We start from the raw sequence: 11,905 nt of genomic DNA, 5'->3' as shown, positions 1-11,905 counted from the left end.
GATACAATACGGAGAGGCGCAGCGATGCGCTCGGCGGCCGCACGCCGGCCGAGTTCCGCGCCGCGCTGGGAAGGGCCGCGTAACGGTCCAAGAAATCGTCCGCAGTCCCCCCCTTTCAGCGTGAGGCGTAGATAATCGTCAATGGTTGCCCGATCGCAGGGAATCTCGGGGAAGGCCTCGAGCGTTTCGCGACGGTTGGGTACGAGCACGTCCACGCTATAAGCGTGGTGGGCGGCACGGGCGCCTTCGACGCAAGCCATAAGCTCGGCGGCCTGCGCTTGGGTACAGTGGGCGATGCCGGCGCGGTCGGTAATGTCCTCGCGCGGCAGGTCAAACACAATCGAGCCGTTATCGATGCAAATGATGCGGTCGGCAGCGCGATCGAGGTCGGACGTAATGTGGCTCGAGAGCAGCACGCTGCGCTGGCCGTCGGCGACAAAGGCAAGCAGCTCATCGAGCAGCTCCTCGCGTGCCATGGGATCAAGACCCGCGGTGGCTTCGTCCAAAACGAGCAGCTTGGCCTTGTGACTGAGCGCACAGGCAAGCTGCAGCTTCATGCCCATGCCGCGGGAGAGGTCCTTGACCTTCGCCTTGGGATCCAAGCCAAATCGGTCGATGAGGCTGGCGAAGGTGTCGTGGCTCCAGGTGGGGTACGCCGGGCTTACGAGTGCCTCAACTTCGGTCACCTTGAGTGTGGAAGGGAAGGGGCATGTGTCCAGCACGAGGCCGACACGAGTGCGCAGACAACGCTGCGCTTCACCGGGCGCGTCGGCGCCGCAGTGCTGCCCAAACAGGTGTACCTCGCCGGCATCGAGCTTTATAAGCCCGAGCGCGGCGCGAATGGTCGTTGTCTTGCCGGCGCCGTTTGCGCCCACAAAGCCAACAATCTGGCCGGGCTCCACGGCGAGCGTGACATCGCGTAGTGAAAAGCGGTCGCTTACAGCGCGTGAGATGCCTTTGAGTTCAAGCAAGTTTTGCATGGTATAGCCTTTCTTGCAGATGGCTACTGCATGGTTTCGGGGGCTACCAGGTCGAGCATTTCGTGCAGTTTGTCGCGCGTGACGCCCAAGGCTTCGGCTTGGCTCGCCGCTTTCGCAAGCAGGTCTTCGATATGGCATAGCTGGTTTTCGCGCAAGAGCTCCTGGTTGCCCTCGGCGACAAAACAGCCCTTGCCCTGCACGGTGCAGATAAACCCGAGTTGCTCTAGGTCGGCGTAGGCGCGCTTGGTGGTGATGACGCTCACACCTAGGTCGCTCGCGAGTGCACGGATGCTGGGGAGTTTGGCTCCCGCAGCGAGCGTGCCCGATAAGATCTGAGCTTTGACTTGCGAGGTTATCTGCTCGTAGATGGGCTTGTCGCTCGAATTGGATAGGATGATGTCCACAGCGGCTCCTTAGCTGTTGGGCTACACGTGTATATAACCGGTAAGCACAGTATATATACACTATGCACAGTTATGCAAGAGGTAAATAGGGATTGTCCGCTCGTTCATTCATCTCAATCTGTAACATCTGGAACCGATTTGGACGGCTACTTGTTACAGATTGAGATTTTGCTGGTGGGCCCCACCTGGTTGTCTCAATCTGTAACAACTGGAGAAGTTTTTGGCTGCTAGATGTTACAGATCGAGATCTTTCTGGGACGCCCACCTGTTTGTCTAAATCTGTAACAGGTAGAGGTTCAAAAACCGTCTAGATGTTACTGATCGAGACAAACTGCTGCGGAGTGCCGTCATCGACTGCTACACAGGCCCCAACTGATGAATTTGTCCTGATAGGCGCCCTAGAGCGGAATTTCGCGGCTACAATAGTGCGGTTACAACGACGTAATGCACTCAATGCAAGAAAGGATCCGCATGGCAAGCCTGTCGGATGAAATCTCGTCGCGCCGCACATTCGCGATCATCAGCCACCCGGATGCCGGTAAGACCACGCTTACCGAGAAGCTACTGCTCTATACCGGCAGCATCCAGACCGCCGGCTCGGTCAAGGGCAAGAGCTCGGCCAAGCATGCCGTCTCGGACTGGATGGACATCGAGAAGGAGCGCGGCATTTCCGTCACCTCCTCGGTGCTGCAGTTCACTTACAACGGCGCCTGCGTCAACATCCTCGATACCCCCGGTCACCAGGACTTTTCGGAGGATACCTACCGTACCCTTATGGCCGCTGACGCCGCAGTCATGGTCATCGACGGCGCCAAGGGCGTCGAGGCCCAGACCAAGAAGCTCTTTAAGGTCTGTACGCTGCGCCACATTCCCATCTTCACCTTTGTGAACAAGCTCGACCACGAGGCTCGCGATCCGTTTGAGCTCATGGAAGAGATAGAAAATGTCCTGGGCATCAATACGTATCCCATGAACTGGCCGATTGGCAGCGGCCGCAATTTCCGCGGCGTGTTCGATCGTCAGACCCGTCGCGTCATTGCCTTTGAGGGCGACGGTCACGCCAACGCCACCAAGAAGGTCGCCGAGGTCGAGGCCGAGCTGGGCGATTCTTCTATGGATGAGCTCATCGGCGAGGAGAACCATAAGAACCTGATGGACGACATCGAGCTGCTCGATGGTGCCGGCGACGAGCTCGACTTGGATGCCGTGGCCTGCGGCAAGCTGAGCCCGGCGTTCTTTGGCTCGGCGCTTACTAACTTTGGCGTGGAACCCTTCCTTAAGGAGTTCCTGCGTCTGGCCCCGACGCCGCGTGCCTATACCGATACGCTTACCAGTGAACCGGTCGATCCCTGCCGCGACGACTTTAGCGGCTTTGTGTTTAAGATCCAGGCCAACATGGACAAGAACCACCGCGACCGCATCGCCTTTGTGCGCATTTGCTCGGGTAAGTTCGAGCGCGGCATGGATGCCTTCCACGTGCAGGGCAACCGCAAGCTTAAGCTTGCCACGGGCACGTCGATGATGGCCGACGACCGCGCCATCGTGGACGAGGCGTACGCGGGCGATATCGTGGGCCTGTTCGACCCGGGTATCTTTAGCGTCGGCGACACCGTGTGCTCCGGCAAGCGCCATGTGCAGTATCCGCAGATTCCGACGTTTGCCCCCGAGATGTTCGCTCGCATTACGCAGGTCGACACGCTCAAGCGCAAGCAGTTCGTCAAGGGCATGGAGGAGCTTGCCCAGGAGGGCGCCATCCAGATCTTCCGCGAGCTGGGTGCCGGCATGGAGAGCGTCATTGTGGGCGTGGTCGGCGTGCTACAGTTTGAGGTACTCGAGCGCCGCCTCAAGGCCGAGTACCGTGTTGAGGTTCGTCGCCAGCCGCTGCCCTATACGGACATTCGCTGGATCCAGAACGACCCCGACACCATCGATATCCCGGGTCTTTCGCTCACGCGCGACACGTTGCGCGTCGAGGACATGCGCGGTGGCAAGCTGTTGCTGTTTACGAGCCCGTGGAACGTGGATTGGGCAACCGACCACAATCCCGACCTTATCCTGTCTGAGTTTGGCAACGTAGTCTTTTAACGCATCGGCGCGGTGGCCCTGCGGGGCTGCCGCGCTGCCTGCTTGCCTGATACCGCGCGAGCGGCTATCATGCCCACCGTCGCCTCAAGACCGGGGCGTCCGAGCAGTTCGGGTCCGATATCCTGCTCGTTAAACCTAAAACCAAAGGAGTACATAATGATCAAGAAGGTCATGGAGGACTACAAGGTCCTGTTGCGGAGCATTCCCGCGGCAACGGTTTCGCTGTTTTTCGTGAGCGTCATCATGATGAACCTGCTGGCCAACAAAGAGCTCATCAGTCTGCCGTATCTGGCACTCGATTGCGGCTTTGTGGTGAGCTGGGTCTCGTTTTTGTGCCAGGACATGATCTGCAAGCGCTTTGGCGCCAAGGCATCCATCAAAATCTCTATCCTCGCACTGGCGGTCAACCTTGCCGTGAGCCTGTGCTTTTGGGCGTGCTCGCTCACACCCGGTATGTGGGGCGCCTACTACGACACGGGCATGATCGAGGTCAACACCGCCCTTAACGCCACCATCGGCGGCACCTGGTACGTGGTGCTGGGCTCTTCGCTGGCAATGTTCGTTTCTGCCGTGGTTAACTCCACGCTCAACCAGTCGCTCGGCCGTATGCTCAAAAAGAATAACTTTGCGAGCTTCGCCTTCCGCTCCTATGTGTCCACGGGTGTTGGCCAGTTTATCGACAACCTGGTCTTTGCCATTGTAGTGAGTCACACGTTCTTTGGTTGGACCTGGGTGCAGGTCCTTATGTGCTCGCTGACCGGCGCTGTCGCCGAGCTGCTGTGCGAGGTCTTCCTGAGCCCCGTGGGCTACAAGGTCGTGCGCGGCTGGGAGCGTGAGAATGTGGGCGCCGACTACCTTGAGCGCCACGCAACCGCCTAAGGAGCAAGTATGCGGGTTTTGATTACGGGCGCTTCGGGCGGTATCGGAGCCGCGTGCGTGCAGCGCTTTTTGGACGAGGGCCACGAGGTCGTGGGCTTTGATCTGCTGCCGGCGGCGATCGAACACGAGCGCTACCGCCATCTGATTGTTGATGTCCGCGAGCCGGGCTCGTTTCCAGGCGACCTTGAACCCCAAGTGATCGTGAACGTTGCGGGTACGCAGGATTCGGTCGACGATATCGCCGCCAACCTGTGTGGCACCATCAACGTGACCGAGCGCTACGCTTTTGTGGGGGAGAGGCTTGTCGCCAAGCCGGCGCCCGCTATCAAATCCGTGGTCAATGTGGGGTCGGCGAGTGGGCATACGGGATCGGAGTTTCCCGCCTATGCTGCCAGCAAGGGCGGCGTTATCGCCTACACCAAGAACCTTGCAAACCGCCTGGCACCGCAGGCCATCGCCAACAGTGTGGACCCGGGTGGCGTTATCACGCCGCTCAACCGTTGCGTGATGGAAGACGAACACCTGTGGAACCAGATTATGGAGCTTACACCGCTTAAACGCTGGGCAACCGCCCAAGAGATCGCCGAGTGGATCTACTTTGTGGGCGTGACCAACCGGTTTATGACCGGGCAGAGCCTGCTCATTGATGGCGGCGAGGCCGGCCGCACACAATTTATTTGGCCCGAATAGGAAACGCGCCCGATGGAAACCCGTCGGGCGTATTTTTGATGTATCGATTTTTAGCCGAGACAAGTCCAGTTGACGGGGGTCGAGCCGTGCTGTTCGAGTAGCCGATTGGCTGCCGAGAAGGGTCGCGACCCCATAAAAGCGGGGAGTTCTGCCGTGGCACGGTTGGCCGAAAGCGGCGAGGGGTGCGTGGAGGCAAGGCAGAACTTGCCGGTCGTTTTGCCCGCGTCGATTGCGGCGAGCTTGCCCTCAACCATCTGCTGGGCAAAGCGGCCCCATGCCAAAAAGACTACCGGTTGGGGTAGCTGGCAGCAGCGTTCGATAACGTAGTCGGTGAGCGTACTCCAGCCCAGCTTGGCGTGTGAGTTCGCGGCATGCTCGCGCACGGTGAGCGTAGTGTTGAGGAGCAGGACGCCCTGTTGTGCCCATGGCGTCAGATCTCCCGTGGCGGGAATGGAACAACTCAGATCGGCTTTGAGTTCCTTATAGATGTTGCGCAGGCTTGGCGGCAACTTGGCTTGCGTCGCGGGGACCGAGAACGATAACCCCATGGCCTGGTTGGGTCCGTGATAGGGGTCTTGGCCCAAGATGACAACTTTGACCTGGTCGGCCGGCGTGTAGGCGAGGGCATTGAGGATGTCGTCTTGTGCCGGGTAGATGGTCTGCTCGGCACGCAAAAGGGCGATGCGCTCGAGCAGCTGGTTCGTAGTGTCACGTACCGGCTGCGGCGCATCGCCCAACCAAGTTGCTATGTTGCGGTCGCGAGTTGCGGTGTCCATGGAGCTCCTTTATGGCAAATGCTATGTTGGCATCTATTGTAAAGGCGCACCGGTTGCCTTTATGCCGCGGCTGTATGAGGGGCGAGTCCACCGCCGTCTACACCATTATGGCGATGGTGGAGGAGGGCCTGGGCGTGAGCATGCTGTATCGCCGTACCGTTGAGGGCATGCAGGCCGATATTCGCGTACGTCCCATCGTGCACGCCCCCTCGCGCGACGTAGTGGCGGCCTGGCGCAGCTGGGACACCATGCCTATCGCCACGAGGCGCTTTATCGACTATATGAGCTCGCATATTGTCAATTAATGACTGGCGTGGCGTTGAGTGCGGTGTTTAGCAGGCTGTCGCTTTGGCTTGGGTAGCGCGATGGGTGCGTGCCGGGTGGCAGAGTAGTACCGCCACGACCATAAAGAACGCCGTGGTGCCCAGGCTGATGGGGTAGACCATCATGATGTTCGCAAAGGTGCGGAAGTGCGGGAACACGCAGAATACCCAATAGAAGCGGATGCCGCAGACGCAGATCATGGTGATAAGGGCGGGCATGAGCGAGATGCCAAAGCCGCGCAGGTAGCCGGACATGTTCTCGTAGAGCATGATAAAGGCGTATGCAGGGAAGATAGAGCACACGCGGATATAGCCGATTGAGACGATGTTGGGATCGCTGTTGAACAACGACAGGATCTCGCGCCCCAGGCCGACAATAACAATAATCGTGGTGAGCGCGACGACACCGCCTTCGACCAGGCAGACCTTAAGGGTCTTGGTGCAGCGGTCGATCTGACGGGCACCGTGGTTTTGTCCCACAAAGGTGGTGCAAGCCTGGCTAAAGCTGTTGAGCAGGTTGTAGCACACGCACTCCAGGCTCATGGCGGCGCTCGAGGCCGCCATGACCTCGGTGCCCAGGCTGTTGATGGCGGACTGGATGATGATGTTGGCGACGGCAAAGACGGCGCTTTGGATGCCGGCGGGCAGGCCGATCTTGACGATGCGCTTGAGGGCGACGGGGTCGATAGCAAGGTCGCGCGGGGTGACGCGGACGACGGAGTCGGTCTTGAGCAGGCGGATAAAGAGTGTAGCGGCGCTGACGGTGTAGGCGATGGCGGTGGCGATGGCGACACCCGCGACGCCCCAGTGGAGTACGGGGACAAAGATGAGGTCCAGGCCAATGTTGAGGACGGTGGACACGGCAAGCGCTTGCAGCGGCATGCGGGTGATGCCGACGGAGCGGAAGATCGCGGCCTCAAAGTTGTAGAGCAAGATTGAGGGCATGCTGAGCAAAAAGACGCGTAGATAGAGCGAAGCGAGCGGCATGGTCTCGGCGGGAACGTTGAGCGCGGCGAGCATGGGCTCGGCAAAGATCTCGCCCAGAGCGATGACGGCAAAGCCCACGAGCGCCATTAAAATCGAGGTATGGACGGCGCGTTTGACCATATTCTGATCGTTGCGGCCGATAGCGTTGGCGATGACCACGTTGGAGCCAAGCGACATGCCAATAAACAGGTTGAGCATAAGGCTGGTAAGCGGAACATTGGAGCCGACTGCCGCCATGGCGAGGGTCCCCTGGTCGCCCGAGAAGTTACCGATAATGACCGTGGCGATGAGGTTTGACAGCTGCTCCAAGATGCTCGTGGCGGCCACGGGCAAGGCGAACAGGGGGATATTGCGCCACAGCGAGCCGGTGGTCATGTCGATGTGCTTAGATGCGGTATCAGCCATACGCTCTCAATTTCTAACGTGCTATTTCGTGCTTATTTGCGCAGACGATGATACTCCTAATCACCTAGTCATTGGGGGCGTTCTTAAACGACTAGTCATTCAAGAACGTCCCCAATGACTAGGTGGGGAAGGCGTGCGACAATGGTGTACGTTGTGTTGTTCGCGCTAAGGAGTTGCCATGTTGTTGTGTCCCGTTTGCCATGAGCCGTTGGTGGACGACGAGCGCGGTGCTGCATGCGCGGGCGGACACCGGTTTGACCGTGCGCGCGAGGGTTATCTATATCTGCTACGTTCGTCCAAGAGCGGCGACTCCATGGGCGATCCCAAGTCGCAGGCACGCAGCCGTCGTGACTTTTTGAACCGTGGCTACTATGCGCCGCTGCGCGATGCAATGGTCGAGCTGGTGCGCAAACGGGTTTCTGGGCGTGCTGCGTCTACAGGCGGCCCCATGACGCTGCTCGATATTTGCTGCGGCGAGGGTTACTACACCAGCGCCATGGGCGCGGTGCCGGGCGTGGACGCTTATGGCTTTGACCTAGGCAAAGAAATGGTACGCCTGGCCGCCAAGCGCGGCGATGCGACCTATTTTGTGGCCAACATGAAAGACATCCCAGTGGCCGATGGCGCCTTCGATATGGTGACCGAGCTCTTTGCTCCCTTTAACGAGCGCGAGTTTGCCCGCGTGTTGGCGCCGGAGGGTTCGCTCTACACCGTGGTGCCGGGTGCCCGTCATCTCTTTGGGCTCAAGGAGGTGCTCTACGACACGCCGTACCTCAACGACGAAAAGCTTCCGAAGACGATGGAGCTTAAACTGGTCGGCACACAGCGGGTGTCCGCGAATATTACGCTCCAGACCCAGGCCGACATCGAGGCGGTGTTCCAGATGACGCCGTACTACTACCGCACACGCCCTACCGACAAAGAGCGCCTGGCAAACCTGGACACCCTTAAAACCGACATCGACTTCATCATTGCCGAGTACCGCCACAGCTAACCAACCTGCCAAAAAGGGACAGGTTTATTTTGGCAGGTTTTATCTGGTCAAATGTAAAGGGCCGACCGCGTTACTGCGCGATCGGCCCATGTTAGTTGCTTGGCTGCAGGGGTTATGAGAAGCGAGTGCCTACAGGCGGTCCTTGTTCTCGGCCTTAACGGCGTGCGCCTGCTGAACAAAGAACAGGTCGTAGACCACGATGACAAAGGCACCGATATTGACGGCGCTGCCGCCGAGTGCGGGAAGCGTGAGCACGGCCTGCGCAATCGTGGAGATCGCGGCAACGATGCCGAGCTTAAACGCGCTATCCACCTGCGAGGGCTTGTTGGCGCCCTTGATGCCCGCAACACCTGCGGAAAGATCGACAATGCCCTTGACGACAAGCACGACCGCGGCGAGCATGGCGTTCGACCCGTACGTGGAATCGAGGCTGCCCCTGGCGATACCGATGCCGGCGATGACGAGGCTGGCGATGCCCAAAACAAAGTAGATGAGGGCAAGGATTTTGAGAGTCTTGCGAGCGGAGCTCATGGCTGGTCCTTTCGATACGAGTACGCCGATCTGGCGTAGCCCATGTGTTGCACATATGGTGAAGCACATTGTAGTTCAACGCAGCGATGCGTGCGCCTGAAAGCGCTTTGAGCCCGCGCAGCCCAATCCGACCTTTCAAAAAGGAAAGCTGGACGTAAGCCAAATCGATGGCAGCTCATGTGCGGCGCTGCGATGATGAGACCGTAACAAGGAGCTGTTCTTAAGGAGGAGCCATGATGTACGGAGCAGGGCGAGTGCATGAGCCGCGGTCGTTGGGAAGGCGCATGGGCGATTCTGTGATCGCTGCCGTGTGCACGGGATTGATGGCGGTGCTTTGCATTGGGATGCTGTGGGCCATGTCGCATGTGGGACAATAGCGGACGGTTGGGTGCTGGCATAAACGGCGCTCACGTATTCATTTTGCTTGTTAAGGAGTACCCATGGGCGTCGTCGATCCCTTTTCTGTTGCTCGGGCCGCGGGGCTTGAGCTGATCGGGAAGTCCGCGGGCCTCACGCTCACCGACGGCACGATGGAGTTGCGTGCCGATTTTGGCCGCATGCTGCCACGGCTCAAACAGGGCCGTCTGCAGCAAGAGCTGTTGGTAAAGGCTGCGCGCGCAAAAGGCGTCGAGTGCCCATGGGCGATTGATGCCACGGCAGGCTTTGGCGAGGATTCGCTGCTGCTGGCGGCTGCGGGCTTTACCGTCGATCTGTATGAGCAGGATTGCGTGATCGCGGCGCTCCTCAAGGATGCCTTGGATCGCGCGGCAGATGATCCGGCGCTTGCGACTGCCGTGGCCCGCATGCGCTTACATGCGGGCGAGGACAGCATTGCCGGCCTTCACCATATAACTGAGTTGATCGGGCAGGGCGAGCTCACCGCTCCCGACGTGGTGTATCTGGACCCCATGTTTCCCGAGCGCACAAAGAGCGCGGCGGTTAAAAAGAAGTTTCAACTCTTGCATCATCTGGAACAGCCGTGTGCCGATGAGGAGACGCTGGTCGAAGCTGCGCTTGCGGTGCGCCCGCGCAAGGTCGTTATCAAGCGGCCGGTGAAGGGGCCGCTGCTTGCTGGCGTTAAGCCGAGCTATCAACTTGCGGGCAAGGCCGTTCGTTACGATGTTTTGGTGCCGCCGCGCCCGTAGCTTGCGTGCGATGGTTGGCGCTCGGTCAGCGTCGTGCCGATGCGGGGTCTATTTCCAAGGGTGCGACGTCAGGTGCCAGCCGCCGCAGTATTCGCATTTGTAGCAGGCCAAACCACGCCGCCCGCGGTTTTCGCAGTCGGCCATAACGGCCTCGGCCTCGGCGCGTGTGCCGTAACGGTTTTTGCGCTCGCACGACTTGTAGCGCCAGGCTTCATCGCGCTCGGCGTTCAGGGCGTCGCGGCGCTCGTCCTCGCGCGCAAACAGGTCGCTCATAGTGCCGCCGGTGGCAGCGCCCAAAAACTCGCTTTTGGCCTTTGACCAGGCGGCTCGCTTTTTGCTTCCCATCTGCTTCTCGCCCCTCTTCAAACGCTGGTATCATTGCTCAATCAAAGTGATACCAATAAACGTGAGGTCGCCGCGTGATGATCAGAAAAACCCTCGATACCGACATTCCCGCCGTCATGGCTATCTATGACGCGGCCCGTGCCTTTATGCGCGCGCATGGCAACGCCACGCAGTGGCCCGAGGGCACGCCTTCTGCCGAGCAGCTGGCTGCCGATATCGCCGCCGGTGGTAGCTATGTGTTCGAAGTCGACGGCCGCGTGGTGGCGACGTTTGCCTTTTTACCGGGCCCGGACGAGTGCTATGACGTAATTGAGGACGGGCAATGGCGTAGCGACACTCCGTACGCCGTGCTGCACCGTGTGGCGTCCGACGGCACCGTGCACGGTATCGCGGCTGCGATGTTCGCCTTTGCCAAAGAGCGTGCCGACCATCTGCGTATCGATACGCATCGGGACAACCTGCCCATGCAGGGCGCGAGTATTAAAGCGGGGTTTGAGCGTGCCGGCGTCGTGTATGTGTCGGACGGCACGCCGCGTGTTGCGTTTGACTGGCTGCGCGAGGCATAAGAGCGGGGGCGCGTATCTACGCTCCATGTAAGCGAAAATGGCCCCGGGTGGGGCCATTTTTGATCTCTGCGCTGTTTTGCAAGGTGGTAGATGTCGCTCGCTGTCGGCTCTAAGGCACCTACGCTCGGGGCAGCTCGCTTCCGCAGTGACAACACTTGGTCGCGCCTTCGTGCACCTCTTCCAGGCAATACGGACAGACGGGCGCCGGTGCGGCTTCCTCGGCGGTGGCACCGGCGAGCCTGTCGCCGATTTCCTGCGCCTTGTTGAATGCCTTGACGATGGCAAAGACGATTGCCGCCACAATCAAAAAATTGATGCACGAGCCGATAAAGGCGCCAAAGTCGATATTAGTGCCCGGCACCACCAGCCCCGAGATCTCGGTAGCGCTACCGCCGGCAATCACGGAGATAAGCGGGTTGATGATGTTATCGGTAAGTGAGGTCACGATGGCGGTGAATGCGCCGCCGATAATCACGCCGACGGCCATGTCCATCACGTTGCCGCGATTGATGAATTCCTTGAACTCGTTGAGCAATGTCTTCATGGTGACTCCTCGCTGTTGGGGGGTTCGCGTTGTTGCCGCCCCGGATGAGCTCGGGCAGGCAAGACGATATGAGAAAGCCATTTGGGTCGCCTCCCCCGCGGCGCAGCTTCTTTCCGCGGGCTCGGGATGCCACAATGGGCTTGAGTATCGGCCCGTGCGGTAGCCCTTACCGCACCTGCGGGGAGGAGGCTTCCCATGCCCCATGTTACCTCCATCGGCCTGGACGTCCACGCGCGATCGGTCGCCGCCGC

General features: G+C 59.6%; 14 protein-coding genes. 7 read left to right on the top strand and 7 right to left on the bottom strand.

The genetic code is table 11. From position 1 onward, the window contains the following. Both ACTQXM_RS08695 and ACTQXM_RS08690 read right to left on the bottom strand, forming a co-directional pair. Nucleotides 1–980 (bottom strand): ABC transporter ATP-binding protein (locus ACTQXM_RS08695; RefSeq protein WP_441537615.1); only part of this gene is annotated, 980 nt, incomplete at its 3' end. Nucleotides 981–1,003: 23 nt separating this feature from the next. Beyond that, the gene (locus tag ACTQXM_RS08690) at nucleotides 1,004–1,384 is read right to left on the bottom strand and encodes a GntR family transcriptional regulator (RefSeq protein ID WP_370450620.1); all 381 of its coding nucleotides are present in this window, start codon (nucleotides 1,382–1,384) and stop codon (nucleotides 1,004–1,006) included. A 471-nt stretch (nucleotides 1,385–1,855) separates the two neighbouring features. Between ACTQXM_RS08690 and ACTQXM_RS08685 the strand changes: the two genes are divergently transcribed. The 3 genes from ACTQXM_RS08685 to ACTQXM_RS08675 all read left to right on the top strand — a co-directional run bounded on the left by ACTQXM_RS08685 (nucleotide 1,856) and on the right by ACTQXM_RS08675 (nucleotide 5,038). Continuing rightward, entirely contained in the window at nucleotides 1,856–3,469 is a 1,614-nt protein-coding gene (locus tag ACTQXM_RS08685) for a peptide chain release factor 3 (protein ID WP_427719358.1), read from the top strand. A 156-nt stretch (nucleotides 3,470–3,625) separates the two neighbouring features. Next, nucleotides 3,626–4,348, top strand: coding sequence for a VUT family protein (locus tag ACTQXM_RS08680; RefSeq protein WP_441537614.1), 723 nt, complete (start codon nucleotides 3,626–3,628; stop codon nucleotides 4,346–4,348). A gap of 9 nt (nucleotides 4,349–4,357) precedes the next feature. Next, nucleotides 4,358–5,038 (top strand): SDR family NAD(P)-dependent oxidoreductase, encoded by a 681-nt coding sequence (locus ACTQXM_RS08675; RefSeq protein WP_441537613.1) that lies wholly within the window; start codon nucleotides 4,358–4,360, stop codon nucleotides 5,036–5,038. A gap of 50 nt (nucleotides 5,039–5,088) precedes the next feature. On the opposite strand, the gene ACTQXM_RS08670 is transcribed toward ACTQXM_RS08675, so the two are convergent. Then, entirely contained in the window at nucleotides 5,089–5,814 is a 726-nt protein-coding gene (locus ACTQXM_RS08670; RefSeq protein WP_441537612.1) for a uracil-DNA glycosylase, read from the bottom strand. A gap of 74 nt (nucleotides 5,815–5,888) precedes the next feature. Between ACTQXM_RS08670 and ACTQXM_RS08665 the strand changes: the two genes are divergently transcribed. Further along, nucleotides 5,889–6,119, top strand: a complete 231-nt coding sequence (locus ACTQXM_RS08665) for a LysR family transcriptional regulator substrate-binding protein (protein ID WP_441547647.1) — start codon at nucleotides 5,889–5,891, stop codon at nucleotides 6,117–6,119. 27 nt (nucleotides 6,120–6,146) lie between these two features. On the opposite strand, the gene ACTQXM_RS08660 is transcribed toward ACTQXM_RS08665, so the two are convergent. Then, the gene (locus ACTQXM_RS08660) at nucleotides 6,147–7,529 is read right to left on the bottom strand and encodes an MATE family efflux transporter (protein WP_441016533.1); all 1,383 of its coding nucleotides are present in this window, start codon (nucleotides 7,527–7,529) and stop codon (nucleotides 6,147–6,149) included. A 178-nt stretch (nucleotides 7,530–7,707) separates the two neighbouring features. Here ACTQXM_RS08660 and ACTQXM_RS08655 point away from each other — a divergent pair, with 178 nt between their 5' ends. After that, on the top strand, nucleotides 7,708–8,523 hold the full coding sequence (locus ACTQXM_RS08655) for a putative RNA methyltransferase (protein ID WP_154516992.1): 816 nt from the start codon (nucleotides 7,708–7,710) through the stop codon (nucleotides 8,521–8,523). 129 nt (nucleotides 8,524–8,652) lie between these two features. Here the strand turns inward: ACTQXM_RS08655 and ACTQXM_RS08650 are convergent, their stop codons facing one another. After that, a complete protein-coding gene (locus ACTQXM_RS08650; RefSeq protein WP_441537610.1) occupies nucleotides 8,653–9,054 on the bottom strand; it encodes a hypothetical protein in 402 nt (133 codons plus the stop codon). A 440-nt stretch (nucleotides 9,055–9,494) separates the two neighbouring features. On the opposite strand from ACTQXM_RS08650, the gene ACTQXM_RS08645 reads away from it, so the two are divergent. Continuing rightward, complete coding sequence (locus ACTQXM_RS08645) at nucleotides 9,495–10,199, top strand: class I SAM-dependent methyltransferase (protein ID WP_441537609.1); 705 nt, start codon at nucleotides 9,495–9,497, stop codon at nucleotides 10,197–10,199. Between the two features lie 48 nt (nucleotides 10,200–10,247). Here the strand turns inward: ACTQXM_RS08645 and ACTQXM_RS08640 are convergent, their stop codons facing one another. Next, nucleotides 10,248–10,544 (bottom strand): hypothetical protein, encoded by a 297-nt coding sequence (locus tag ACTQXM_RS08640; protein WP_441537608.1) that lies wholly within the window; start codon nucleotides 10,542–10,544, stop codon nucleotides 10,248–10,250. 77 nt (nucleotides 10,545–10,621) lie between these two features. Here ACTQXM_RS08640 and ACTQXM_RS08635 point away from each other — a divergent pair, with 77 nt between their 5' ends. After that, nucleotides 10,622–11,110, top strand: a complete 489-nt coding sequence (locus ACTQXM_RS08635) for an N-acetyltransferase (protein WP_154517003.1) — start codon at nucleotides 10,622–10,624, stop codon at nucleotides 11,108–11,110. Nucleotides 11,111–11,228: 118 nt separating this feature from the next. Here ACTQXM_RS08635 and mscL read toward each other — a convergent pair whose 3' ends face one another. Beyond that, entirely contained in the window at nucleotides 11,229–11,654 is a 426-nt protein-coding gene (gene mscL, locus ACTQXM_RS08630; protein ID WP_154517006.1) for a large conductance mechanosensitive channel protein MscL, read from the bottom strand. Nucleotides 11,655–11,905: the final 251 nt, after the last annotated feature.

The sequence above is a fragment of the Collinsella sp. LCP19S3_D3 genome, from assembly GCF_052121455.1.
Classification (GTDB): Bacteria; Actinomycetota; Coriobacteriia; order Coriobacteriales; family Coriobacteriaceae; genus Collinsella.
Note: the sequence above shows the minus strand (reverse complement) of the source record. Positions and strands in the feature narration are given on the sequence as shown.

Coding starts and splice junctions, on each gene's coding strand:
- ACTQXM_RS08685 (WP_427719358.1), top strand. CDS start 1,856: ATGGCAAGCCTGTCGGATGAAATCTCGTCGCGCCGCACATTCGCGATC.
- ACTQXM_RS08680 (WP_441537614.1), top strand. CDS start 3,626: ATGATCAAGAAGGTCATGGAGGACTACAAGGTCCTGTTGCGGAGCATT.
- ACTQXM_RS08675 (WP_441537613.1), top strand. CDS start 4,358: ATGCGGGTTTTGATTACGGGCGCTTCGGGCGGTATCGGAGCCGCGTGC.
- ACTQXM_RS08670 (WP_441537612.1), bottom strand. CDS start 5,814: ATGGACACCGCAACTCGCGACCGCAACATAGCAACTTGGTTGGGCGAT.
- ACTQXM_RS08665 (WP_441547647.1), top strand. CDS start 5,889: ATGAGGGGCGAGTCCACCGCCGTCTACACCATTATGGCGATGGTGGAG.
- ACTQXM_RS08660 (WP_441016533.1), bottom strand. CDS start 7,529: ATGGCTGATACCGCATCTAAGCACATCGACATGACCACCGGCTCGCTG.
- ACTQXM_RS08655 (WP_154516992.1), top strand. CDS start 7,708: ATGTTGTTGTGTCCCGTTTGCCATGAGCCGTTGGTGGACGACGAGCGC.
- ACTQXM_RS08650 (WP_441537610.1), bottom strand. CDS start 9,054: ATGAGCTCCGCTCGCAAGACTCTCAAAATCCTTGCCCTCATCTACTTT.
- ACTQXM_RS08645 (WP_441537609.1), top strand. CDS start 9,495: ATGGGCGTCGTCGATCCCTTTTCTGTTGCTCGGGCCGCGGGGCTTGAG.
- ACTQXM_RS08640 (WP_441537608.1), bottom strand. CDS start 10,544: ATGGGAAGCAAAAAGCGAGCCGCCTGGTCAAAGGCCAAAAGCGAGTTT.
- ACTQXM_RS08635 (WP_154517003.1), top strand. CDS start 10,622: ATGATCAGAAAAACCCTCGATACCGACATTCCCGCCGTCATGGCTATC.
- mscL (WP_154517006.1), bottom strand. CDS start 11,654: ATGAAGACATTGCTCAACGAGTTCAAGGAATTCATCAATCGCGGCAAC.